Source organism: Bradyrhizobium sp. Ken51, assembly GCF_055807435.1.
The window spans coordinates 198,350-222,553 of sequence record NZ_JBVVPB010000012.1 but is presented as its reverse complement, the minus strand read 5'-3'; the positions used below and the strand labels follow the sequence as shown (position 1 = coordinate 222,553).

Here is a 24,204-nt window from a genome sequence, read left to right as displayed (position 1 = left end):
GTGCCTGGCAACGCATGCGTGCCTGGGGTGGCACGGGGCAAGCCGCTGCGCTAGACAGGGCCGCCATTCAAAGGAGACCCCCAATGAGCATTCAGCGTCTTGAATCCGGCCCGCGCATGAGCCAGGTCGTCGTGCACGGCAACACCGTCTATCTCGCCGGTGTCGTCGCCAACAACGCCGCCGGCGAAAGCGTGACGAAGCAGACCCAGGACATCCTGGCGACCATCGACAGCCATCTGGCCAAGGCCGGCACCGACAAGTCGAAACTGCTCTCGGCCACGATCTACATCACCGACATGAAGACGTTTGGCGAGATGAACGCGGTGTGGGACGCCTGGGTCTCGCCCGGCAACACGCCGGCACGCGCCACCGTCGAAGCCAAGCTCGCGGCAGCACAATACACCGTCGAGATCATGGTCACGGCGGCGAAGTAACCGCGGAAAATTCACGCGCGCTGATGACCTCAGAGGTAATCGATCAGCGCGCGTGAACCTTCGATAGTCAGGTCAGCCGAACGATACGGCGCCATCGAAGGAGACGACAATGACCGACCCCATCACCATCGCCCGCCGCTACATCGATCTCTGGAACGAACGTGCAGCCGGCCGCCGGCGCGAACTGCTGAGCCAGAACTGGACAGCGGATGCGAGCTATGTCGATCCCCTGATGAAGGGTGACGGCCATGACGGCGTCGACGCGCTGATCGCAGGCGTGCAGCAACGCTTCCCCGACTTCAAGTTCAAGCTGATCGGCGAGCCCAACGGCTACGGCGACCATGTCCGCTTCAGTTGGGGTCTTGGTCCTGATGGCATCGACAGCCCGATCAAGGGGACGGATTTCGCCGTGCTGAAGGACGGCCGCATCAGGAGTATCACGGGATTTCTGGACCAGGTGCCTGCGGGTGCGTGAGCGCGCGCTGATCGTTGCTGCGCCCTCTCCCCTTGTAAGGGGAGAGGGCGAGCTTTCGCTCGTCGCACAAGTTAATTATTCGCGCTCGCGGAATCGTCCATCGCCTTGAAGGCTTCCTCCAGTTGCAGCGAGATCGGCACGTTCAGCCGTTCGCCGGTCGGAAGCCGTGCGGTGAACCATTTGTTGTAGAGCGGAACGAGGTCGTGGTTGGAGCCGAGCTTGCGGAAGGTGCGATCGACCACCGCCGCCAGTTGCGGTTCTCCCTTGCGGAACATGATGCCGTAGGGGTCGTAGGACAGGTAATCGCCGGTGACGCGGAATTTGTCCTGTGCCTTGTGGCGCACGATCAGGCTGGACAGCAGGATATCGTCGGTCGCGAACGCGTCGGCCTTGCCGTCGACGAGCATCTGGTACGACTGCTCGTGATCTGCACCGACAACGATGGTCAGTCCCAGCGAGGACTTCTTGTCGGCCGCCTGGATCGCCTGCTCGTTGGTGGTGCCCTTCGTCACCACGATAGTCTTACCCTTCAGATCAGTCAGTGACTGGACGCTGGACGCCTTCGGCACCATCAGCTTGGTGCCGGCGACGAACATCAGCGGCGAGAAGGCAACGCGCTTGCCGCGCTCGGCATTGGCCGTGGTCGAGCCGCATTCCAGGTCGATCTTGTTCTGGAGCACGGCGTCGATGCGGTCATCCGAGGTGACCTTGACGTAGGCGATCTTGAGATTGGGATCGTCGACCTCGACGCCGATCTCCTCGACGATAGCCTCGCAGAGTTCGAGGCTGTAGCCGATCGGCCGGTTGGCCTGGTCGAGGAAAGAGAACGGCGGCGAGCTCTCGCGATAGCCGAGCCGCACGGTGTGCGCGGTCTTGATGGCTGACAGCGTCGGGCTAAGCCCTTCGCTGCCACCGGTCTGGGCGGAGGCACCCGTTGCCAGCTGGCACGCTGCCAGCAGCAGGCCGCCCGGTATCGCCATTGAAAGGCGCATGATGCACTCCGATCAATGGCCGGCCATCGCGGGCACTTCGCCGGGGATCATGTCCCCCGGCACGGCATCGCCCGGTCCAAGCTCGTGCTCGGGCCCGAGCTCGCCTTCCCACTTGGCCACGACCGAGGTCGCGAGCGTGTTGCCGATCACGTTGGTAGCGCTGCGGCCCATGTCGAGGAAGGTGTCGATGCCCATGATCATCAATAGCCCCGCCTCGGGGATGCCGAACTGCGACAGCGTCGAGGCGATCACCACGAGGGAGGCGCGCGGCACGCCGGCGACGCCCTTCGAGGTGATCATCAGGGTCGCCAGCATCGCGAGCTGGGTGCCGAGCGGCATGTCGATGTGATAGCTCTGCGCGATGAAGACGCTCGCGAAGGTGCAGTACATCATCGTGCCGTCGAGATTGAAGGAATAGCCGAGCGGCAGCACGAAGCTCGATATCCGCGACGAGGCGCCGAACTTGTTCAGCCCCTCCAGCGTCTTCGGATAGGCCGCTTCGGAGCTCGCGGTGGAGAACGCGATCATCAGCGGCTCGCGGATGAGCTTCAGCAGATGGGCGTAGCGCGGCCCGATCACGATGAAGCCCACGACCACCAGGATGCCCCACAGGATCGCGAGCGAGAGATAGAAGCCGCCCATGAAGACGATGAGCTTCCAGAGCACCAGCAAACCGTTCTTGGCAACCGTCGCGGTGATGGCGGCCCAGACAGCGAAGGGCGCGAACAGCATCACATAGCCGGTGACCTTGAGCATGATGTGGCCGATGTCGTCGATCAGCGCCAGGATCGGCTTGGAGCGCTCGGGCATCGAGCCCATCGCCACCGAGAAGAACACGGCGAAGATCACGATCTGCAGGATCTCGTTCTGCGCCATCGCATCCGCGATCGAGGTCGGGATCAGATGGGTCAGGAATTTTTCGATCGAGAAGGCGGAAACCGGCAGGCCGGTCGACTGCGCCTTGTCAGGCAGCGTACCGGGGAAATTCGCGCCGGGCTGGAGCAGATTGACCATCACGAGGCCGAGCATCAGCGAGACGAAAGAGGCGCTGACGAACCAGCCCATGGTCTTGGCGAAGATGCGGCCGAGCTTGGAACCCGAGCCCATATGAGCAATGCCGCCGACCAGGGTCGCAAACACCAGCGGCGCGATGATCATCTTGATCAGGCGCAGGAAAATCACGGCGATCAGGTTGATGGACGAGGCCCAGTCGCCCCGCGTGTCGGGCAGGAAATTGTAGATCGCCGCGCCCATGATGATGCCGAGCACCATCGCCACCAGAATGAATTGCGTAAACCTGTTCGACATTGAACACCCCCGCTACACCGACCGCTTCATGATGTCGCAGATATGACGACTGCGCAACACGCTTGGCGTGCGATCGCCGGGGCGGATGTTCCCGTTGCGAAGCTGGCGCCCGCGATCTAGCTTCATGCAGCGCACAACGAATGCGGCTTGCACGTTTTTCTTGCGGCAGCTGCATCAATAATCGTCAAACGACCTAGGGGAAACATCATGAGCGGCAGCGTCAATCGTCAGATTCTTCTGGTGGAAAAGCCCAGCGGCAAGCTCGGCCCTGAGCACTTCAAGATGGTCGAAGGTGCGATGCCTGAGCCGAAGGACGGCGAGGCCTTGCTGCGCGTACGATACATCTCGCTCGACGCCGCCAACCGCGCCTGGATGCACGGCGCGACCTATCGTTCAGCAGTCGAAGCCAACAGCGTGATGGCCGGCGGCGCCATCGCCGAGGTCATCAGCTCAAAGGCGCCGGGGCTTGCGCCGGGCGACATCGTGTTCGGCGACACTGGCTGGCAGGAGTTGGCGGCAGTGCCCGCCAAGCATCTCACCAAGATGCCGAAGCTCGAGCCGATGACGCATCTGCTCAGCGTTTTCGGCATCGCCGGCCTCACCGCCTATTTCGGCCTGCTGGAGATCGGCAAGCCCAAGGGGGGCGAGACGGTCGTGGTCTCCGCGGCCGCGGGCTCGGTCGGCTCGATCGTCGGGCAGATCGCAAAGATCAAAGGATGCCGCGTCATCGGCATCGCCGGCGGCGCCGACAAGTGCAGCTGGCTGACCTCCGAGCTCGGCTTCGATGCCGCCGTCGACTACAAGGACGGCGCGGTGTTCAAGGCGTTGCGCGCGGCGGCGCCGAAGGGCATCGACGTCTATTTCGACAATGTCGGCGGCGACATTCTCGAAGCCTGCCTGCCGCAGATGAACAATTACGGCCGCATCGCCTGCTGCGGCGCGATCTCGCAATATGACGGCGCGCCGTCGGCACACGGCCCGCGCGGCGTGCCCGGCCTGATCGTGGTGAAGCGGCTCGTCATGCAGGGCTTCATCGTGATGGACTACATGAAGGAAAGCCAGCGTGCGCTCGCCGACCTCCAGGCCTGGGTCACATCCGGCAAGCTGAAGGTGCAGGAGGACATCATCGACGGCCTCGAGAACACGCCGAAGGCGCTGATCGGATTGCTCGCGGGCGAGAACCGCGGCAAGCGCATGGTCAAGCTCTGACGACGTAGTTACGTCGCAATTTCGCGGGCATATCTACTTGCGGTGGCAGCCAAAGCGGCCAAAGATATCGCTCGCGAGGCATCACTCGCGATGATTGCGTTTGCATCAGATTTGTAAAACTTCGGCGTTACCGACAGGGCAGGAATTCACTCAGATGTTCAACACGTTGAAACATGCGTCGGCACGCGGGGCGTTGCTGGCGGCGGCTCTCTTCGCAACTGCAGCAGGCGCATTCGCGCAAGCACCGACCGAGGCGCAGAAGAGCGCGATCCGCTCCGCATGCCGCTCGGACTTCATGGCGCACTGCGCGAGCGTCAAGCCCGGCGGCGTGGAAGCCTATCAATGCCTGCAGAAGAATATGTCCGGCCTGTCCTCGGGATGCCAAACCGCGGTTCGCGCCGTCGAGCCTGCTGCCGCGCCAAAGACCGAAGCCGCGCCGAAGATCGAGGCTACACCCAAAGAGGCTGCACCCAAGCAGGCTGCACCCAAGGCGGAGTCCGCGCCTGCCGCGCCGAAGGCTGAAACCGCTCCCGCCGCAAAGCCCGCTGCCGCCAAACAGCCGAGCAGCGCGCAGATCGCTGCCGTCAAGAGCGCGTGCCGTGCCGATTATCCCAAGGTGTGCGCCAGCGTGCCGCCGGGCGGCGCGCCTGCGCTCGAATGCCTGGAGAAGAACAAGGCGAAGGTTTCGCCGACCTGCGAGAAGGCCGTGTCCGCTGCGGCCGGCGGTGGCGCGGCAGCAACGACGGCACCTGCGGGCGCAACCCCTGCGGCGGCAGCTGCACCGGCAGCCGCGCCTGCCGTGATCGTGCTGCGCCCGCTGCGGCCGCGCGAAGAGCTGTTCATCGTCCAGTCCGCATGTCGCGAGGATGTCCGCACGCTGTGCGGCAGCGTGGCGCCAGGTGGCGGTCGGATCATCCAATGCGTTGCCAACAATGCCGCTTCGTTGTCGCCCGCCTGCAAGGACGTGCTGGCACCGTTTGCCGCACGCTAAGAAGCGAGCCACCCTGCCGTCTGCTGCACCGTGCTCGTAAATGGTGTCTGGGTGAAGCGCTGCGTCTGACGTGCGGATGGCCAAGCCGGCGCGGTTTGGCTATGCTTCGCACGCCACTGCTTCGGACACGCGCCAAACGCGCGTCCGGGCACGAGCTTCGGCGTGCCGCGCGCTTTGCCAATAAATTCCGCTGGCGCGGGAAGCCGGAGCACATTAGTCTACCCCTAGATAGTAAGTATACTGTCAATCAGGGAGGACAGACGTTGCGGATCGCCGTGATTGGCGGGGGGCCCGGTGGACTCTACTTCGCCTATCTCTGGAAGAAGCGTCACCCCGAGGATCAAGTCGACCTGTTCGAACAGAACCCGGCCGACGCGACCTGGGGCTTTGGCGTGGTGTTTTCTGACCAGGCGCTCGAATTCCTGCGTGCTGACGACCCCGAGACGGTCGACGCGATTGCGCCGCACATGGAGAGCTGGGAGAACATCACGCTGAACCTGAGCGGCGACAGCGTCGCCATCGACGGTGTCGGCTTCTCCTCGATCGGTCGGCTCGAACTGCTGCGATTCCTACAGCAGCGCGCGCTCGATGCCGGCGTCACCCCGCGCTTCGACACGCCAATTCATGCGATCGACCAGCTCAACGGCCACGATCTGATCGTCGCCGCCGACGGGCTGAACTCGCTGGTGCGCCGCGCCTTCGAGGGCGATTTCGGCACCTCGCTGTCCTACTCCTCCAACAAGTTCGTCTGGTACGGCACCTCGAAGCGTTTCGACACGCTGTCGCAGACCTTCGTGAAGACGGACCGCGGCGCCTTCAACGCCCATCACTACCGCTATTCGCCGACCATGAGCACGTTCCTGGTCGAATGCGATCATGCGACGTGGCAGGCTTACGGTTTCGCCTACAAGGACGTGGAGCAGTCCAAGGGTGTCTGCGAGGAGGTGTTCGCCGACACGCTCGGCGGCCGCTCGCTGGTCTCCAACAAATCAGTCTGGCGCAACTTCCCCTGGGTCTGGAACGAGCACTGGTCGTTCAAGAACATGGTGCTGCTCGGCGACGCCCTGCACTCGGCGCATTTCTCGATCGGCTCTGGCACGCGGCTCGCGATCGAGGACGCCATTGCGCTGGTCAAGGCGCTGGAATCGGATGCACATCTCTCGACCGCGCTGCATCGCTACCAGGCCGCACGAAAACCGGTGGTGCAGAAGCTCGTCAACGCCGCGCGGACCAGCGCTTTCTGGTACGAGCACTTTGCCCAGCACATGCAGCAAGGCCTGATGGACTTTGCCTATAGCTACATCACCCGCTCCGGCCGCATCGACGACTCCCGCCTGCGCGCGATGTCGCCGGCGTTCATGGCGCGCTACGAAGCCGCCAAAAACGGTGGGGACGAGGCATGAGCGGGCAGATCAACGACCAGGTGCCCGCCGACTGCGCGGGCGCGCGCGAGATCGGCTTTTCCGTTCCGCAGGTCTACAATGCCAGCCGCGTGCTGTTCGACAATCTCGCGAGAGGATGCGGCGACAAGCTCGCGCTCATTGGCCCCGCGGGCACGCGCACCTATGCCGAGCTCTGCGCGGACGCCTGCCGCTGGGGCAACGGCTTTGCGTCACTAGGCCTCAAGCGCGGCGATCGGGTGCTGCTGTTCCTCGACGATACCCCGGCCTATCCCGCCGCGTTCTTCGGCGCGGTGCGCGCCGGCTTCGTGCCGTTGCTGATCAACACGCTGACACCGCCTGATCTGCTGCAATTCTATCTCGCGGATTCCGGCGCCTCTGTTGCGGTGGCGGATGCCGAGTTCTGTGCACGTTTCAACGCCGAGGCCTGCAAGGACACGGCCCTGCATACGCTGGTCGTCGTCAACGGCGCTGCGGGCGATCACGCCTCGCCGAACGCCGTTTCTGCCGCCGGCTGGCTCCCGCAGTTTCCGGTCGAACTCGCGGAAGCCGGTACGCATCGCAACGAGATGGCGTTCTGGATGTACTCGTCCGGATCGACCGGCCGGCCCAAGGGCATCGTGCATCTCCAGCACGACATGGCCTATAGCGAAGTGGCCTTTGCGCAGAACATCTTGAAGCTGACGCCGGACGATATCTGCTTCTCGGTGCCGAAGATTTTCTTCGCCTATGGCTTTGGCAACGCGATCACCTTCCCGTTCTCGGCGGGCGCGACGACGCTGCTGCTGCCGGGGCAGCCGAAGCCCGCGGCGATCTTTTCGGCGATCGAGCAGTATAAGCCGACGGTCTTCTTCGGCCTGCCGACGCTCTATACATCGCTGACCAAGGCCGAGGGTGCCGACAGGACCGACTTCTCGTCACTGCGGATGGCGCTCTCGGCCGCAGAGGTGCTCTCGGCCGACGTCTTCAACGCCTGGAAGACGCTCACCGGTCTCGAGATCGTCGAAGGCCTCGGCTCGACCGAGGCGCTGCACATCTATCTCTCCAACCACCCCGAGCGGAAGAAGCTCGGCGCCGCCGGCCTGCGCGTGCCCGGCTACGAGGTCGCGCTGCGCGACAAGGACGGTCGCGATGTCGCCGACGACGAGGAAGGCATCTTGTGGGTACGCGGTGATTCCAACACGCCGCTGTACTGGAACCGGCCGGACAAATCCGCCGAAACCATTCGCGAGGGCGGCTGGATCTACACCGGCGACCGCTTCGTCCGCGATGCCGACGGCTTTCACTTCTTCCGAGGCCGCGCCGATGATCTCATCAAGATCTCCGGCCAGTGGGTCTACCCGCTCGAGGTCGAGCTGTGCCTCGCCGACCACCCGGACATCCGCGAGTGCGCGGTGTTCGCCGCCGAGCTGCCGGACCGGCGCATGACCCTGAAGGCGGTCGTGGTGATGAACAGCCGCGCCGCCGATCAAAGCGAAGCGACCCGCAGGCTGCAGGATTACGTGAAGGGCAAGCTGCTACCTTACAAATATCCGCGTGAGGTGATCTTCATCGACGAACTGCCGAAGACGGGCACGGGGAAGATCGACCGGCAGGCGCTGCTGCGGATGTGAGGGCAACAGCGCAGCTTCATATTCGCTGTCGTCCCGGCGAAGGCCGGGACCCATAACCACCGAGTTTGGTTTGGCGAAGATAGGCAATGACCTTCTCGCGCTATCACAGGTGCCTCGGCGTATGGGTCCCGGCCTTCGCCGGGACGACACCGAGGATGAGGCGCCGCTATCGTCACAAACTCGCGCTCACCCCGCCTTCCCCATATGCTCCAGCGCGTCCTCCGCCCGGAGCGGCACCCGCGACGCCTCGTTGTTGAGATCGACGAGCTGCACCAGGAGCCCCATCAGCGCCTTGCGATCCGCCGGCTTGAGCGGCTCCAGCATCCGCGCCTGGGCGCGTTCGACGGCGGGAATGATGTCACGCAGGATCGCCGCGCCTGATTTTGTCAAATAGAGCAGCTTGATCCGCTTGTCTTCCGGCGCCGGCCTGCGCTCGACGAAATCCTTGGCCTGAAGCCGCTCGATTACGCTGCCGAGCGTGGAGCGGTCGAAGGCGATCACCGCGGACAGCCGCGTCGCGTCGATGCCGGGATGGGTGTGGATCGCGATCAGAGCCGCGTATTGCACCGGCGTGAGGTCGAACGCCTTGCATTCCTCCATGAAGATCGAGACCGCGATCTGCTGCATGCGCCGGAACAGATAGCCCGGCGCGGCATAGACCGCGTTGATCGTGATCGGAGGCGGCTTACTCGGCATCGGGCTGCTTCTCCGGCGCGGCGTCGACGAACCCCGGCAACGCCTTGGCCGCAGCTTCCGCCCCGAGCAGACGCGGATAGGCGGAGACATCGACGCCGAAGCGGCGGGCATTGGCGAGTTGCGGCACCAGGCAGAGATCGGCAAGCGTCGGTGCTTCACCGAAGCAGAACGGGCCCGGCTCGTCCCTGATCAGCGTCTCGCAGGCCGCGAGCCCCTCGCGGTTGACCCAGGCCGCCCAGTCCTGAACCTTGTCCTCGGCAAGGCCAAGCTCGCGCAGCCGCGCCAGCACCTTCAGATTCTGCACGGGGTGAGTGTCGCAGGCGATCGCCAGCGCGAACGCCCTCACCTTGGCGCGCTGCAAACTATCCTTCGGCAGCAGCGGCGGGTTGGGATGGGTTTCGTCGAGCCATTCGATGATGGCGACCGACTGGGTCAGCACTGCGCCCGCATCGTCCTCCAGCGCGGGCACCAGGCCCTGCGGATTGATGGCGAGATAGGCGGGCGCGCATTGCTCGCCTTTGCGAAGGTGATGCGGCAGGTGCTCGGCACCGAGGCCCTTGAGGTTCAGCGCGATCCGTACCCGGTAGGCGGCGCTGGAGCGGAAATAACCGTGCAGCTTCATCGGAACCCTCCCTTTTGTCTGTCATTCCGGGGCGCGCGAAGGGCGAACCCGGAATCTCGAGATTCCGGGTTCGATGCTAACGCATCGCCCCGGAAAGACGACCTGGACTGTCATTCGACACGTTGACGCTACCTAGATCGTAAGTATACTGTCAATTAACAAAACGATGGGAGCCGCACCATGGAAGCCGTGACCAAGACGCCGGAACGCGAGGCGTTCTACAAGAAGATCGACGGCGAGAATCTCACCGCGCTGTGGACGGTCATGAGCGATTTGATCACGCCGGAGCCGAAGAGCGCCTGCCGGCCGCATCTGTGGAAGTTCGACATCATCCGCGACTACATGACCGAAGCCGGCAAGCTGATCACGGCGAAAGAAGCCGAGCGGCGCGTGCTGGTGCTGGAAAATCCAGGCCTGCGCGGGCAGTCGAAAATCACCACGTCGCTCTATGCCGGCGTGCAGATGGTGGTGCCCGGCGACGTCGCGCCCGCCCACCGGCACAGCCAATCGGCGCTGCGCTTCGTGCTCGAAGGCAAGGGCGCCCACACCGCGGTCGACGGCGAGCGCACCGCGATGGAGCCCGGCGACTTCATCATCACGCCGTCGATGACCTGGCACGATCATTCGAACGAGACCGACCAGCCGATGTTCTGGCTCGACGGTCTCGACATTCCGCTGGTGCAGTTCTTCGACTGCTCCTTCGCGGAAGGCTCCAACGAGGACCAGCAGAAGATTACAAGGCCGGCCGGCGACAGCTTCGCGCGCTACGGCCACAATCTGCTACCGGTCGACGTGAAGCGGAGCTCGAAGACGTCGCCGATCTTCAGCTACCCCTATGCCTACACGCGCGAGGCACTGGAGAAAGCCCGCGCGAGCCAGGAGTGGGACGCATGTCACGGGCTGAAGCTGAAATTCAGCAACCCCGAGACCGGCGACTTTGCGATGCCGACCATCGGCACGTTCATCCAGTTGCTGCCGAAGGGCTTCAAGACCGCACGCTATCGCGCGACGGACGCGACGGTGTTCTGTCCGATCGAAGGCCACGGCCGTACCCGCATCGGGGAATCGACCTTCGAATGGGGCCCGCGCGATTTGTTCGTGGTGCCGAGCTGGCAATGGGTCACGCACGAGGCGGACATGGATGCGGTGCTGTTCAGCTTCTCGGATCGCCCCGTGCAGCAGAAGCTGGATTTGTTCCGGGAGGATCGCGGGAATGCGTGAGGTGCGAATGTTAGCCGCACTCTCCGCCGTCGTCCCGGCGAAGGCCGGGACCCATAACCACAGGGAGATGTTTGGCGAAGACTCTTAGTTGTTCTTCGGTACGAACACCGCGCTCCCTCGATAGATCACGCGGTATGGGTCCCGGCCTTCGCCGGGACGACGGCGGGGTAAGCCTCACCGCCAGTGCAACAGCCGTATCTCCAGCCAGTTGATCACCCGCCCCACGATCAACCCGAACACCGATAAAATCACCACGCCCGCGAGCAGCTGATCCGTCTGCATCAAATTGCCGGCCTGCAACACGAACGCGCCGATACCGTACTGCGCGCCGATCATCTCGGCGCTGACGACGAGCAGAAGCGCCACCGACGACGTGATGCGGAAGCCGGCGAGGATCGCGGGCAGCGCGCCCGGCCACACCACCTTGCGGACGATGGTGGCGAACGGCACATTGAAGCTCTGCGCCATGCGGATGAGATTGCGCGGCACCGCGTCGACGCCGCTATAGACCGAGATCGCGGTCGAGAAGAACACGCCGAGCGCAATGGTTGCGATCTTCGGCTCTTCGCCGATGCCAAGCCAGAGGATCAACAGCGGCAGCAGCGCGATCTTCGGGATCGGGAACAGCGCCGAGATGAAAGTGATGCCGACGCTGCGCGCCAGCCGCGACAGGCCGATGCCAAAGCCAACCGCGACACCGGCCGCCGTGCCGAGCAGCCACCCGACACCGATCCGCAGGAGCGACGCGGAAAGGTGCTGCCACAGCGCGCCCGAGATCGCGAGCTGGTAGATCGCCCGTGCGATCGCCGATGGCGGCGGCAGGAACAGCGGATTGACGAGGCCGGTGCTGCCGGCCGCCTGCCAGATCGCAATGACCAGCGCGAGTGCGATCCAGCCGCCGAAACGGCTGCTCGCCGGCACGAAGCCGGCGCCGCGAAAGCGGACGCGCCGGACCGCTTCATCCTTCGCAGATGTTCCCGCCGGAGCGCGATCAAGCATGCTGAACCTCGCGCTCGGCATCGATCGCCTCGTTGCGGATCAGCGACCAGATCTGGTTCTGCAGCGCGAGCAGCTTTTCACGGGCTGCAATGTCACCGCGCTCAGTGCGCGTCATCGGCACGCTCACGACCTCCCGAATGCGGCCCGGACGCCGCGACAACACCACAATGCGATCGGCAAGCCGCGCCGCCTCTTCGAGATTATGCGTGACATAGACCGCGCCCATGCCGCCATCGGCGAGCAGCCGGACGAAATCCTCCATCAGCAGTTCGCGGGTCTGCGAATCCAGCGCCGACAGCGGCTCGTCCATCAGGAGAATGGCCGGCCTGACCGCGAGCGCGCGCGAAATGCCGACGCGCTGGCGCATGCCGCCGGAAAGCTGCTTTGGATAGGTCTTGCGAAAATCGGTCAGGCCGGTGCGGCGCAAGGCATCGTCGACCAGCGCGCGGCGCTGCACGGCCGAGAGCTGGGTGTGCAGCAGCGGGAATTCGACGTTCTCCTCGACATTGGCCCAGGGCAGCAGCGCGAAATCCTGGAACACGAAGGTGAGCGGATTGAGACTGTCCGCCGGCGGCGATCCACGCAGCTCGGGCGCGCCCGAGGTCGGCAGCAATAGGCCACCGAGGATCGACAGCAACGTGCTCTTGCCGCATCCCGAGGGGCCCACGATCGCCACCACCTCGCCCGCGCCGACGGTGAACGAGACGTCGTCGAGCACGGCGAGTTCGCCGAAGCGATGGGTGATGTGGTTGGCGATCAGGTCCATGTCATGGCCCCAGTGTCGTCCCGGCGAACGCCGGGACCCATAACCACCGAATTGAATTTGGCGAAGACAGGCAATGACTACTCTGCGCCACAACTTCCACTCGGCGTATGGGTCCCGGCCTTCGCCGGGACGACACTGAGGGCTTGGCAACAGTAACGGCCCTGCTGCATCCGGGCCGTGCATCCTTCGAGGCTCGCTTCGCGAGCACCTCCAGCGACAACGGCTTTGCCGTTGCGCGGGGATGACGGAGATGGAGAGGAGCGCGCAGCATCAATCCGCCTTCACAAATTCCTTTGCGATGATCGCGTTCGCGTCAAAGCCCTTGTCGGCAAAACCCTGCTCCTGGAGCCATTTGATCTGGTTGTCGACGTTCTTCACATCCAGCTTGCCGTCGGGATCGATGTAGGCGCAATTGCCCACCACCTGCTCGACCGGGAGGTTGGTATATTTTGCGATGATCTCCAGCAGCGGCTTTGTCTTGTCATTGATCGGCGCGACGCCGTCCTTCATCGCGGCAAGGATGACGTCGTGATATTCGCGGTCGGCCTTTGCCAAAGCGCCGAGCAGCTTCGTCACCAGCACCTTGTTGGTCAGCGTCTTCGGCGAGGCGAACACCGCGCCCAATTGCCAGGGTGTCTCGTCGCCGACCCAGCCGAGGAACTTCGCACCGCCGTCGTCCATCAGCTTTCGCGCGGTGGAGATCGGCAGCAGCGCCGCATCCACGGTTTCGCCCTTCAGCGCGGCCGCCGCATTCGACAGCGATTGCAGCGGCACGATCTTCACGTCGGCGAGCTTGAAGCCGTATTTGTCGGCAAGCAGGCCGAGCGAATAGTGAAAGGAGGAGCCGACCTGCGTCATCGCCACGCGCTTGCCCGCGAGGTCCTTCGGCGTCTTCAACCCGGCGGCATAAGCGCTATTGCTGGCGAAATAGCCGATCAGGGGATAGCCGGCCTTCTCGCGGCTCATGCCACCGATCACCTTGAGCACGCCCTTGCCGGCGAGATTGTAAAGACCGGCAGTAAAGGCGGTGACGCCGAAATCGACATCGCCCGAAGTCGTCGCCACCGCGATCGGCTGCGCCGCATCGAAGAATTTCAGCTCGACGTCGAGGCCGGCCTCGCGGAAATAGCCCTTGTCCTGTGCGATGAAGACCGGCGCGGAGGAGGATAGCCTGAGCACGCCGATCCTGGCCTTCGGCGCGTCCTCGGCTCGGGCCGTGCCCATCGCCGTGATCGCCATCAGGCCAGCTAGCGCGAGCCGCACAATCCCGATCATTTCGTTTCCTCCGGCGTCGTTATCATGCAGTCGTTACAGGCCCTCGGGCACGGGCTGGTCCCGTCCGATGAAGGCGCCCTGTTGTTTCAACGTTTCCTGCAATTTTTCAATGGGGATATCGCGTGGAATGCGGTTTCCGGAGAGCGCCAGCGCGGCGGCGGAACCTGCCGCCTCCCCCATCACGAAACAGGCACCGGAGACCCGGGCCGCCGACTGGCCCTCATGGGTCATCGAGGCGCAGCGGCCCGCGACCAGCAGATTGTCGACACCTTCGGGCACCAGCATGCGGTAAGGCAGCTCGTTATAGCCGCGCGATTCCGGGATCGGCGGGAAGGTGAAGACGACGTCGCCGGGGACATGGGCCTCGATCGGCCAGCCGTTGACCCCGATGGAATCCTCGAACGAGGCGCAGCCGAGCACGTCCTGACCGCTGAGCTGGTAGCCGCCCGTGATGCGGCGGGTCTCGCGGATGCCGAGCTGCGGCGGCAGGTCGACGATGTAGGATCTTTCAAAGCCCGGCACGGTGCGCAGGAATTCGAACGCCGCGAGCGCCTGCTTGCGGCCCTCGATCTCGCCCCGGGTGAGATCATCAGGCTCGATGCCGTTGATGGCATGGCCGTCCTCGCGCGCCACTTGCGTGAAGTTCACGCGCCATTCGATGCCGGATTTCTGCGGCCGCACGATCGCGCTCTTGCGTGGGAATGTGTGGGTGCCGGCGGCAATGGCCTTCTCCATCAATTGCGGGATGGTGCGCCAGGCCTCGCCCGCCTTCGCGGGATCGATGCCGTTGAGACGGAGCATCATCGAGGGGTACATCGGATGGCCGTGCTCGTCGCCGAATTCGAACGGCGCGCCGGCCCAGACCGCGAGATCGCCGTCGCCGGAGCAATCGATGAAAATCTCCGATCGCACCGCCTGCCGGCCGGCCTTGGTCTCGACCATCAGCGCATCGATGCGGCTGTTATCGCCCATCACGACGCCGGCACCGAGCGCATGGAAAAGCACGTGCACCTTGTGACTGGCGAGCAGTTGGTCGGCCGCGATCTTGTAGGCGGCGGTGTCGTAGGCCTGGGCAAAGACCTTGCCGAGAATCAGATGCGGCGCGTTGAGGCCGTTCAAATGGTCAATCCGCGCCAGCAGCTCGGACGCCATGCCCTGCACCAGCCGGTGGGCCTCGCCGTAGACATTCCCGTGCAGGCCGCAGAAATTGGTGACGCCGGCAGCGGTCCCCATGCCGCCAAGGAAACCGTAGCGCTCGATCAGCAGCGTCTTCCGCCCAGCGCGAGCGCTTGAGGCCGCCGCCACGATGCCGGCCGGACCGCCGCCGAGCACGACGACTTCATATTCGCCGTAGAGCGGCACCTGGCGCGCCGGTTCTTCGATCGTGGTGGCCTGCATGGCGCGTCCTGCTCCCAAAATCTCTTGCTTGGACCGGACTATGAATTAACGCGTGCCGAGCTACAATCCACCAAAATATGCGATCAGCTTTCACGAATCGAGAAAGGTCGACATGGACGTCCTCGTGAACCTCCAGGCCTTCCTCGCCACCGCGGATGCGGCGGGCTTCTCCGCCGCTGCGCGAAAACTCAATGTCTCGACCTCGGTCGTGGCCAAGCGCGTGACGCAATTGGAGGCACGCATCGGCACGCCGCTGTTTCACCGCTCGACGCGGCAATTGCGGCTGACGGAAGCCGGCCAGCGCTACGTGCATCGCGCCCGCGGCGTCGTCACCGATGCCACCGACCTGCTCTCGCGCATGGGCGAGAAAGGCCATGATCTCGTCGATCACCTGCGCATCAAGGCACCGACCTCGCTGACGGTGGCGCGGCTGGCCGACGCGTTCAGCGCATTCCAGACCCAGAACCCGCGGCTCAAGCTCGAGATCGTGCTGATCGACCGCCCCGTCGATCCGGTGACCGAAGGCTTTGACATCGCCATCGGCGCCTTCCCGCATTCCTTCGGCGGCGTGGTCGACGAGCCGCTCTGCGCGTTGAAGCGATTGCTCTGCGCTTCACCCGCTTATCTGAGGAAGCACGGCACGCCAAAACATCCGCGCGACCTCGTCGAGCATCGCTGCCTCAGCTTCCTGCCGACGGGACCGGAATGGATCTTTGACGGCCCGCGCGGCCGCATCAGCATCCAGGTCAGCCCGCTGCTCTCGTCCAACGAGGGACATGTGCTGGCGCGCAGCGCCATCGCGGGCAACGGCATTGCGCTGATCTCGCATTATCTCGTCGCCGACGCGTTGCGCGACGGCTCGCTCAAGCCGGTGCTGCGCGACTTTCCGATTCCGGAATTGTGGGTGAAGGCCGCGATCCCCGAGCGGCGACGCAATGCGGCCGCGGTGCAGGCGCTGCTCACACTGCTGAAAAGATCACTCGCGGCGTCGCTGTAAAGGCCCGTAGCCCGGACGGAGCGCAAGCGTCATCCGGGTTCGTGCCACGCGGCGCAATCGGGAGGTTCGGTTGGTCCGTTCCCGGATTGCGCTTCGCTCCATCCGGGCTACTCGCGTTCAGCTTTTAGCACCTCCCCAATTCGCCGCACGCTTCTCCGCGAACGACGCCAGACCCTCCGCGGCTTCCGCGCTCTGTCGCTTCAGCGAATGCAGCTGCACGAGGCGGTCATAAGCCGCATCGTCCACCGCCATTCCGCCGAACGAGCTCTCCAGCGCCAGTCGCTTGGTCTCGGCCATCGCCTCCGGTCCGTTGGCAAGCAACTGCTCGACCACCCTGCTGCCTGCGACGTCGAGATCGGCGAACGGCACCACCTCGTGGACGAGGCCGATGCGACGGGCGTCCTCGGCGCCGAAACGTTCACCTGTCAGCGCGTAGCGGCGGACTTGCCGTACACCGATGGCATCGCAGAGCTGCGGGATGATGATCGCCGCCGTCAGGCCCCAGCGCACTTCGGTAATCGAGAACAGGGCATTGTCAGCCGCGATCACGACGTCGCAGGCCGCGATCACGCCGGTGCCGCCGCCAAAGCAGCCGCCCTGCACCAGCGCGACCGTCGGGATCGGCAGCGTGTTGAGCCGCTGCACGGCCTCGAACGTCGCACGCGACGCCGCCTCGTTCGCCTCGGTCGATTGCGGCCGCACGCCATTAATCCATTTGAGATCGGCGCCGGCCTGGAAATGCTTGCCGTTGCCCTTGAGCACGACGACGCGAAGGTTGGGCTTGCTGCCGAGATCGTCCATGGCCGCGAGCACGCCCGCGATCAATGCGCCGTCATAGGCGTTGTTGACCTCCGGCCGGTTCAACGTGACGGTCGCAACCCCACGCGCATCCAGGGTCCACAGGACGGGGCTGTCGGTCATCGGTGTTCCTCCGCTCGCTTGTTTGGCGCGCACTATGACCGAGGCTCCGCGCCTTGATCCATATCTTTCGAGCGTAGGGCGGCCGCGTCCATCGCATGGCGGCTTGTGTCATGCTGTCGCGGGGCGGCATCAAGGGATCAGGGACGGACATCACATGCGCATCTGCATTTTCGGCGCGGGCGCCGTCGGCAGCCATCTTGCGGTTCGGCTGGCGCGCGCCGGCCATGAGGTCTCGTGCGTGATGCGCGGCGCGCATCTGGAGGCGGTCCGCGCCAACGGCCTCAAGCTGCGCGTCGGCGATTCCGAGGTCTCCGCCAAGGTGAACGCCTCCGGCGATCCGGCCCAGCTCGGCCCCCAGGACGTCGTGATCTCCACGCTCAAGGCCACCGCGCTCCAGGGGCTGGTCTCCAGCATCAAGCCGCTACTGCAAGATGGCACCGCGATCGTCTTTGCGCAGAACGGCATTCCCTGGTGGTACGGGATCGGCCTGCCGCCGCGACACCCGACCCCGCCCGACATCTCCTTCCTCGACCCGGGTGGCCGCTTGCGCGCCTGCATCCCGAAGGAGCGGATCGTCGGCGGCGTGGTCTTCTCCTCCAACGAGGTGATCGCGCCCGGCGTGGTGCAGAACCTGACGCCCGACCGCAACCGCCTGCTGATCGGCGAATGCGACGATCGCAATTGCGAGCGCATCACGACGCTGCGCGGTGTTTTCACCGACGCGCGGCTGGAATCGCCGCCGGTCGCCGAGATCCGCGAGGCGATCTGGTCAAAGCTGCTGACCAACATGTCATTGTCGGTGCTGTGCCTGCTCACCGGCCAGACCGCGCGCGGCGTGCGCGATGACCCCGCCTTTGCGGACGTCATTCCGCGGATGCTGAACGAGGCCAACGAGATCGCCCAGCATTTCATCCCCGAGGTCAAACGCGTGAGCCGCAGTGGTCCCGCCCCCAATCACAAGCCGTCGCTGCTGCAGGATTACGAGCTCGGCCGCGCCATGGAGATCGACGTCCTGGTGAAGGCGCCCCAAGCCTTCGCGCGCACCGCCGGCCTGTCGACGCCGACCCTCGATCTCATTGCCGCCCTCGCGATCCAGAAGGCGCGCGACAAAGGGCTATATTCGGCGTGAGATTTCAGGCGAGTTTGTCGATCCAGGCCGCGAGCACATCAAGTACCTCCGCAAGCGCCTCTTCATTGCTGCGACCGGACTTCTTCAGCACCGCGAAGGAGTGATCGCCGCCTTCGACCTCGTGCAGCGTCGCCTTCGGGCCAAGAGCGGCGATGACCGGCTTGAGGAGGCCGAGATCGGCGAGCCCGTCGCGGGTACCTTGCAGGAACAGCATCGGGATCTCGACATGGGCCAGGTGCTCGGCGCGCTCCGTCGACGGCTTCTTGTCGGCGTGCAGGGGAAAACCGAGGAACGCGAGCCCTTTGACATCAGGCAGCGGAGTCTTCGACTGCGCCTGCGACGTCATGCGCCCGCCGAAGGATTTTCCGCCCGCAACGAGCATCACACCGGGGCAGAGCCGCGCGGCTTCCTCGACTGCCGCGCGGATCGTGGCGTGGGCGACCGCCGGCGGGTCGGGACGGCCCTGCTTGTTTTCCATGTAGGGAAAATTGAAGCGGAAGGTGGCGATGCCGCGAGCAGCGAGCCCCTCCGCAATCTTGTCCATCGATGCGTGCCGCATCCCTGCACCGGCACCATGGGCCAGAACGTAGCAGGCGCGCGCATTGCCCGGCTGCGTCAGGATCGCCGAGACCGTGCCGATGCGCGCGATGTCGAGCTTGAGCTCTTGAGTTTTGACAGCCACAATCAACGATCCCGATAGACGCTGCTCCGGCCGCCTTGGTAGCGTCACCGGCGCAGCCTGAAAACACAATAATTGCCGCCAAACCCTGGCCTACCAAGCCGGAACGCCGCATTGACCGAGGTGACCATGTCCTACCGTTCCTCCTGGATGACCGAAGAGCTCGAAATCTTCCGCGACCAGTTCCGGAAGTATCTTGCCAAGGATCTGGCCCCGCATGCCGAAAAATGGCGCGAGCAGAAGATGGTCGACCGCTTTGCCTGGCGCGGGCTCGGCGAGATGGGCGCGCTGCTGGCAAGCGTGCCGGAGGAATATGGCGGGCTGGGCGCGACCTTCGCCTATGATGCCGCCGTGCTCGACGACCTCGAAAGCACGGTGCCGGAGCTGACGACCGGCGTCTCCGTGCACAGCGCCATCGTCGCGCACTACATCCTCAATTACGGCTCGGAGGAGCAGAAGAAGCGCTGGCTGCCGAAGATGGCCTCGGGCGAGATGGTCGGCGCCATCGCCATGACCGAGCCCGGCACCGGCTCGGATTTGCAGGCCGTCAAGACCACCGCCAGGAAGCAGGGTAATTCCTACGTCATCAACGGACAGAAGACCTTCATCACCAACGGCCAGGCCGCCGATCTCGTCATCGTGGTCGCGCGCACCGGAGATGTCGGCGCCAAGGGCATTTCGCTGATCGTGGTCGAAACCGCAGGCGCGGATGGATACAAGCGCGGGCGCAACCTCGACAAGATCGGCCTGCATGCCTCCGACACGTCCGAGCTGTTCTTCGACAACGTCACGGTTCCGCCGGACAATTTGCTCGGCGGCGAGGAAGGCCAGGGCTTCGTGCAGCTGATGCAGCAACTGCCGCAGGAGCGCCTCGCGCTCGCGGTCGGCGCGGTCGCCGCGATGGAGCGCGCGATAAAGCTCACCACCGACTACACCAAGGAGCGGAAAGCGTTCGGCAAGCCGCTGATGGATTTTCAGAACACCGCCTTCAAGCTCGCCGAGCGCAAAACCGAAGCGATGATCGCGCGCGTGTTCGTCGACTGGTGCATCGAGCGGCTGGTCGCAAAGGACCTCGACACCGTCACGGCGTCGATGGCGAAATACTGGTGCTCAGAGAAGCAGGTCGAGACCGCCGACGAATGCCTCCAGCTGTTCGGCGGCTACGGCTACATGCAGGAATATCCGATCTCGCGCATCTTCATCGATTCCCGCATCCAGAAGATCTATGGCGGGACCAACGAGATCATGAAGCTGTTGATCGCCAGATCGCTGTAATCAAGTCGCTGTAATCAGGTCGGCGTGAGCGGCCTGCCGCTCAATTCGGATGCCACCAGCGGCCGCCGATGACGACGCCCTCGGAGACGATCTTGCGATCGCCGATCAGGTGCTCGCCGACGACGTCCTCATAGTCGAACTGGCCTTGCTTGACCGAGATCAGCGTGGCGTCGCCGACGCTGCCCGGCTTGAGGCTGCCGAGCTCGGGCCGCCGCAGCGCCATCGCGGCGTTGACGGTCGAGGTTGCGATGACGTCGGACAGCGGCATGCCCATGCACAGGAATTTCGACAGGGTCGTCACCTGATCGAAGGCCGGGCCGTCGATGCAGAGCTGATGAATGTCGGACGAGATGGTGTCCGGATAGAAGCCGTTTGCGAGCATGGCGCGTGCGGTCTTGAACGCGAACGAGCCCTTGCCGTGACCGATGTCGAACAACACGCCGCGCTCGCGAGCGTCGAGCACCGCCCGTTTCACCGTGCCCTGCGCGGTTGCGGGCGTGTTGGGGAAAGGCCGGAACGCATGGGTGAGCACGTCGCCGGGGCGCAGGCGCGCCAGCACCTCCTCGTAACTCGGCGGCGGATGATCGATATGCGCCATCAGGGGCATGCCGACTTCGTTCGCGACCTCAAGCGCGATGTCGAGCGGCACGACGCCTGACGTGCCCGAGGAGTGCAGCCCCACGCGCACCTTGATGCCGACGATGAGGTCGCGGTTGGCGTCGGCCACCTTGGCCGCCTCGATCGGATTCATCAGCCGCAGCTCCTCGCTCTCGCCGACCATGATCCGGTGCGAGAAGCCGAAGATGCCGGCGTGCGAGACGTGCAGATAAGCGAGAATGCGGACCTGGCTCGGCTCAATCACGTGCTTGCGGAAGCCCGCGAAATTGCCGGGCCCCGCGCTGCCGGTGTCGACCGCAGTGGTGACGCCGGAGAGGCGGCAAAATTCCTCGGCGTCGATGCCAAGCGAAGTGCCGCCCCAATAGACATGGGTGTGGAGATCGATCAGTCCCGGCGTCACGATGAAATGCGAGACCTCGCGCACGTCAGTGCCTGGATCGGCCTTGAGCCCACTGCCGATCGCAGCGACCTTGCCGCCGGCAAAGGCGACATCGGCCACGGCATCGAGCTTCTGGGACGGGTCGACCACACGGCCGCCGCGCAGGATCAAGTCGAAGGGCATCATCGTCTCCGGATATGGCAGCGAGGCGGGGCGACAGTCAGCCCGGGCCAGGAAGGAAGCTTCGCGCTTCTAGCAATTTTTGCGCCGACGAGCGTGGCAAACCCGACGATTGCTCACTGAAAAACTGGCGATCCCGGGAAGACTCGAACTTCCGACCTACGGTTTAGGAAACCGTCGCTCTATCCGGCTGAGCTACGGGACCGCGGAACCCGCAGAGCGGGTTACCGGGGCTTCATATCAAAGCGGAGGCGGGATCGGAAGCCCTTCGCATTGCTCAATGCGGAGGGCTGCCGGTCGCCTCACGCCCGGATATTGTTGTCCTTGACCACCTTGCCCCAAGTGGCGACCTGCTTGTCGAAGAAGGTCTTGAAGGCGGGAGCGTCCTCAAGCAGCAACGTCATCTGCTGCGTCTCCTTGAGCTGGGCGGCGGTGGCGGGCTCGCTCAGGATCTCCTTGGAGGCCGTCGCGAGGGCTGCGACGATGTCCGGCGGCGTGCCCGTGGGCGCGAAGATGCCCCACCAGGCCAGCGTCTCGAAATCCGGAAAGCCTGCCTCGATTGCGGTCGGCGTATCCGGCAGGCCGGGCAGCCGCTCGCGGCCGAGCTGCAGGATCGGACGCAGCATGTTGGTGCCGAGCTGGGCCGCGACCAGCGCCGCAGATCCCGCGATCAGATCGACATGGCCGCCGAGCACGTCGTTCATCGCGGGACCGCCGCCGCGATAGGGCACGTGCATGATCTCGACGCCGGCCTTGTTGCCGAGCACGGTCATGGCGAGATGGCCGAGCGTGCCGATGCCGACGGAGGCATACTTCACCGCGCCGGGCGTCGCCTTGCAGGCCGCCACCACGTCGGCAAAGCTCTTGTAGGGACGTCCGGCACCGGCGGCGATCACGTAAGGCGCGGTGCCGACCAGCAACACCGGCATCAGCTCGCGCTCGACATCGACGGGCGGCTTGTCGAGGATGGAGGGGATCACCGCGTGGGAATCGAAGGTAACCAGGAAGGTCGAGCCATCAGGCGGACTCTTGGCGACCTGCGCCGCGCCGAGCGCACCGGCGGCGCCCGACTTGTTCTCGACGATGACGATGCGGTTGAGCTTGGTTTGCAGGTGGCTCTGGAGCAGCCGCGCCATCGCATCGGTCGATCCGCCCGGCGGAAACGGCACCACCAGCGTGATTTTTGAAGCCTGCGCCAACGCCGGCGTCATCGCGAGAATAGCCGGCGCTGCGAGCAGCGTCCGTCGTGTGATCGTCATGGTATCCCTCCCCTGTTTTCTCGCGCCCGGCTTTTGCTCTTGGCGCTTTAAGTCGTTCCGAAACCGGATCCCGCTTTTCTGTATTCTGGCCGCGGCGGACTGAAAATGTCCAGCACGCGGGCGCCGTCGGGGCCGGCGCGCATGGTGTGCGGCACATTGCCCGGCGTGCGCCAGAAGTCGCCCTTCTTCACGGCAACCTCCTCATTGCCCTGGACGCGGATGGCGGAGCCGTCGAGCAGCACGCCCCATTGCTCCTCGGGATGATGGTGCAGCGTGCCCTGCGCATGCGGCGCCAGCGTCACCACCGACAGCATCGCCTGCTCGCCGGAGAAGATGCGCGTGGTCACTCCTGCCGCGAGCTCGCGAAACAGCCCGTCGGCGGTATCGTCGAGATTGTGGAATTCGTCCTTCTGGCTCACGTCATCCTCCCTTTTGCGCTTTATTTTGCAGCAGACTGGCTCACGGCGGCCAGAAGGCGATCTTTGAACTCACCCTTCACGGTAACATACACGCTCGACCAATGCCGGCTCTTGAACTCGCAGCTCCCTCGTGGGCAATATTCTTTGTCGTGATAGTCCCCATTAAGGACGCCGAACAGAGTCATTCGACCGTCCAACAGACGAAACAAAGCGCTACCTGATGCCCCTACTGTGAACTCGCAGCTCGTTTCGAATATCGACCAGTCCCTTACGTCGCGTATCTGGCACTCCTGAATCGTCTTGTTGAAGGGGCCGTACCTGTCCCTTCTTCCCGTGGCTTCGATGTCGTAACCGACAACCGCCAGGACACGCTCCAGCTCGACCACACTTTCAGTTCGTTCATTGATCTCGTAAGGCGTCACTTCCGCGGCAGACTCGAGCTTTGCGACTGCCCAGTCGCTGACAATCGCCTTGGGCGCACTCTCAACGCATGTGCCCATCCATAGGGTCGCTGACAAAGGAATGGCACGCCTCTCGGCTCCGAGATAGTACTCGAATATGCACTTGTCAGGTGACGTATGGGGTTTGCAAAGGTCCCGAAACGCGTGAGCCGCCGTGGTAATCACGTCGCGCGCTCCTGTCACTTGAGCGCTGCTATCTCCACCAGGACATCGCAGGACTCCACTTGCCGCAAAGCGCTTTTCCACCTCACCTGGGGGCAGACCGTTGGCTTTTGCGTAAACCCCTTCAGTTAGTCGTCGCTCTGTCTCGGTCGAAGCGGCCTCGACTGCCAGATGACTATCAGTGACGCGATCGCGATTGAAAATGGGCGCTGCCCCGCGGCCGGAGCCAAAAGGCGGCATCTTCCACGAACCAACCTCGTTGCTTCCAGAGACCAACAGAACGAAGAAGCTAGGCAGGACGATCGCGTAATTCCTCGTCACTTGAA

General features: G+C 64.3%; 24 protein-coding genes and 1 tRNA gene. 10 read left to right on the top strand and 15 right to left on the bottom strand.

The annotated features are described in order from the left end of the window. Positions 1 to 83 precede the first annotated feature (83 nt). Both AC0L27_RS21580 and AC0L27_RS21575 read left to right on the top strand, forming a co-directional pair. Positions 84 to 434 carry a RidA family protein gene (locus AC0L27_RS21580; protein ID WP_354207548.1) on the top strand — a complete coding sequence of 117 codons (351 nt, stop codon included), beginning with the start codon at positions 84 to 86 and terminating at the stop codon, positions 432 to 434. Positions 435 to 543: 109 nt separating this feature from the next. After that, on the top strand, positions 544 to 909 hold the full coding sequence (locus AC0L27_RS21575; protein WP_027569996.1) for a nuclear transport factor 2 family protein: 366 nt from the start codon (positions 544 to 546) through the stop codon (positions 907 to 909). Between the two features lie 71 nt (positions 910 to 980). On the opposite strand, the gene AC0L27_RS21570 is transcribed toward AC0L27_RS21575, so the two are convergent. Continuing rightward, the gene (locus AC0L27_RS21570; protein WP_354207544.1) at positions 981 to 1,901 is read right to left on the bottom strand and encodes an amino acid ABC transporter substrate-binding protein; all 921 of its coding nucleotides are present in this window, start codon (positions 1,899 to 1,901) and stop codon (positions 981 to 983) included. A gap of 12 nt (positions 1,902 to 1,913) precedes the next feature. Further along, a complete protein-coding gene (locus AC0L27_RS21565) occupies positions 1,914 to 3,209 on the bottom strand; it encodes a dicarboxylate/amino acid:cation symporter (RefSeq protein WP_275172795.1) in 1,296 nt (431 codons plus the stop codon). Positions 3,210 to 3,416: 207 nt separating this feature from the next. Here AC0L27_RS21565 and AC0L27_RS21560 point away from each other — a divergent pair, with 207 nt between their 5' ends. From AC0L27_RS21560 to AC0L27_RS21545, 4 genes are all read left to right on the top strand, one after another. After that, positions 3,417 to 4,418 (top strand): NADP-dependent oxidoreductase, encoded by a 1,002-nt coding sequence (locus AC0L27_RS21560; protein ID WP_354063527.1) that lies wholly within the window; start codon positions 3,417 to 3,419, stop codon positions 4,416 to 4,418. A 154-nt stretch (positions 4,419 to 4,572) separates the two neighbouring features. Then, a complete protein-coding gene (locus AC0L27_RS21555; protein ID WP_354207541.1) occupies positions 4,573 to 5,409 on the top strand; it encodes a cysteine rich repeat-containing protein in 837 nt (278 codons plus the stop codon). Between the two features lie 263 nt (positions 5,410 to 5,672). Beyond that, positions 5,673 to 6,812 (top strand): FAD-dependent monooxygenase, encoded by a 1,140-nt coding sequence (locus tag AC0L27_RS21550; protein ID WP_219684556.1) that lies wholly within the window; start codon positions 5,673 to 5,675, stop codon positions 6,810 to 6,812. Further along, a complete protein-coding gene (locus AC0L27_RS21545; protein ID WP_354207539.1) occupies positions 6,809 to 8,422 on the top strand; it encodes a benzoate-CoA ligase family protein in 1,614 nt (537 codons plus the stop codon). The genes AC0L27_RS21550 and AC0L27_RS21545 overlap by 4 nt, the downstream gene beginning before the upstream one ends. 186 nt (positions 8,423 to 8,608) lie before the next feature. Here AC0L27_RS21545 and AC0L27_RS21540 read toward each other — a convergent pair whose 3' ends face one another. Together AC0L27_RS21540 and maiA are read right to left on the bottom strand one after the other, a co-directional pair. Continuing rightward, the gene (locus AC0L27_RS21540) at positions 8,609 to 9,118 is read right to left on the bottom strand and encodes a MarR family winged helix-turn-helix transcriptional regulator (protein WP_275172791.1); all 510 of its coding nucleotides are present in this window, start codon (positions 9,116 to 9,118) and stop codon (positions 8,609 to 8,611) included. Then, positions 9,108 to 9,740 carry a maleylacetoacetate isomerase gene (gene maiA / locus AC0L27_RS21535; RefSeq protein ID WP_354207536.1) on the bottom strand — a complete coding sequence of 211 codons (633 nt, stop codon included), beginning with the start codon at positions 9,738 to 9,740 and terminating at the stop codon, positions 9,108 to 9,110. Before maiA ends, AC0L27_RS21540 begins: the two co-directional genes overlap by 11 nt. Before the next feature lie 180 nt (positions 9,741 to 9,920). Here maiA and gtdA point away from each other — a divergent pair, with 180 nt between their 5' ends. After that, the gene (gene gtdA, locus AC0L27_RS21530; protein ID WP_275172789.1) at positions 9,921 to 10,961 is read left to right on the top strand and encodes a gentisate 1,2-dioxygenase; all 1,041 of its coding nucleotides are present in this window, start codon (positions 9,921 to 9,923) and stop codon (positions 10,959 to 10,961) included. 174 nt (positions 10,962 to 11,135) lie between these two features. On the opposite strand, the gene AC0L27_RS21525 is transcribed toward gtdA, so the two are convergent. The 4 genes from AC0L27_RS21525 to AC0L27_RS21510 all read right to left on the bottom strand — a co-directional run bounded on the left by AC0L27_RS21525 (position 11,136) and on the right by AC0L27_RS21510 (position 15,399). Further along, positions 11,136 to 11,960, bottom strand: a complete 825-nt coding sequence (locus AC0L27_RS21525; RefSeq protein WP_354207534.1) for an ABC transporter permease — start codon at positions 11,958 to 11,960, stop codon at positions 11,136 to 11,138. Then, positions 11,953 to 12,726, bottom strand: a complete 774-nt coding sequence (locus AC0L27_RS21520) for an ABC transporter ATP-binding protein (RefSeq protein WP_275172787.1) — start codon at positions 12,724 to 12,726, stop codon at positions 11,953 to 11,955. Before AC0L27_RS21520 ends, AC0L27_RS21525 begins: the two co-directional genes overlap by 8 nt. Before the next feature lie 270 nt (positions 12,727 to 12,996). Further along, entirely contained in the window at positions 12,997 to 14,001 is a 1,005-nt protein-coding gene (locus tag AC0L27_RS21515) for an ABC transporter substrate-binding protein (protein WP_354207531.1), read from the bottom strand. A gap of 33 nt (positions 14,002 to 14,034) precedes the next feature. Further along, positions 14,035 to 15,399, bottom strand: coding sequence for an FAD-dependent oxidoreductase (locus AC0L27_RS21510; protein ID WP_354207529.1), 1,365 nt, complete (start codon positions 15,397 to 15,399; stop codon positions 14,035 to 14,037). A 112-nt stretch (positions 15,400 to 15,511) separates the two neighbouring features. On the opposite strand from AC0L27_RS21510, the gene AC0L27_RS21505 reads away from it, so the two are divergent. After that, positions 15,512 to 16,396 carry a LysR family transcriptional regulator gene (locus AC0L27_RS21505; RefSeq protein WP_354207527.1) on the top strand — a complete coding sequence of 295 codons (885 nt, stop codon included), beginning with the start codon at positions 15,512 to 15,514 and terminating at the stop codon, positions 16,394 to 16,396. A gap of 117 nt (positions 16,397 to 16,513) precedes the next feature. On the opposite strand, the gene AC0L27_RS21500 is transcribed toward AC0L27_RS21505, so the two are convergent. Continuing rightward, on the bottom strand, positions 16,514 to 17,317 hold the full coding sequence (locus AC0L27_RS21500) for an enoyl-CoA hydratase-related protein (protein WP_354207525.1): 804 nt from the start codon (positions 17,315 to 17,317) through the stop codon (positions 16,514 to 16,516). Positions 17,318 to 17,471: 154 nt separating this feature from the next. Between AC0L27_RS21500 and AC0L27_RS21495 the strand changes: the two genes are divergently transcribed. Next, on the top strand, positions 17,472 to 18,446 hold the full coding sequence (locus tag AC0L27_RS21495; RefSeq protein ID WP_354207523.1) for a ketopantoate reductase family protein: 975 nt from the start codon (positions 17,472 to 17,474) through the stop codon (positions 18,444 to 18,446). Between the two features lie 4 nt (positions 18,447 to 18,450). On the opposite strand, the gene AC0L27_RS21490 is transcribed toward AC0L27_RS21495, so the two are convergent. After that, positions 18,451 to 19,128 carry an alpha/beta hydrolase family protein gene (locus AC0L27_RS21490; protein ID WP_275172781.1) on the bottom strand — a complete coding sequence of 226 codons (678 nt, stop codon included), beginning with the start codon at positions 19,126 to 19,128 and terminating at the stop codon, positions 18,451 to 18,453. A 126-nt stretch (positions 19,129 to 19,254) separates the two neighbouring features. Here AC0L27_RS21490 and AC0L27_RS21485 point away from each other — a divergent pair, with 126 nt between their 5' ends. Continuing rightward, a complete protein-coding gene (locus tag AC0L27_RS21485) occupies positions 19,255 to 20,400 on the top strand; it encodes an acyl-CoA dehydrogenase family protein (protein WP_354207520.1) in 1,146 nt (381 codons plus the stop codon). 40 nt (positions 20,401 to 20,440) lie between these two features. Here the strand turns inward: AC0L27_RS21485 and AC0L27_RS21480 are convergent, their stop codons facing one another. From AC0L27_RS21480 to AC0L27_RS21460, 5 genes are all read right to left on the bottom strand, one after another. After that, positions 20,441 to 21,580, bottom strand: coding sequence for an amidohydrolase/deacetylase family metallohydrolase (locus tag AC0L27_RS21480; protein WP_354256001.1), 1,140 nt, complete (start codon positions 21,578 to 21,580; stop codon positions 20,441 to 20,443). Positions 21,581 to 21,705: 125 nt separating this feature from the next. Further along, a tRNA-Arg gene (locus AC0L27_RS21475) sits at positions 21,706 to 21,782 on the bottom strand. 97 nt (positions 21,783 to 21,879) lie between these two features. After that, positions 21,880 to 22,836, bottom strand: coding sequence for a tripartite tricarboxylate transporter substrate-binding protein (locus tag AC0L27_RS21470; protein ID WP_354207516.1), 957 nt, complete (start codon positions 22,834 to 22,836; stop codon positions 21,880 to 21,882). Between the two features lie 47 nt (positions 22,837 to 22,883). Beyond that, positions 22,884 to 23,255, bottom strand: coding sequence for a cupin domain-containing protein (locus tag AC0L27_RS21465; RefSeq protein WP_354207514.1), 372 nt, complete (start codon positions 23,253 to 23,255; stop codon positions 22,884 to 22,886). A gap of 20 nt (positions 23,256 to 23,275) precedes the next feature. Further along, positions 23,276 to 24,199: a hypothetical protein gene (locus tag AC0L27_RS21460; protein ID WP_354207512.1), complete on the bottom strand. Its 924-nt coding sequence runs from the start codon at positions 24,197 to 24,199 to the stop codon at positions 23,276 to 23,278. Positions 24,200 to 24,204: the final 5 nt, after the last annotated feature.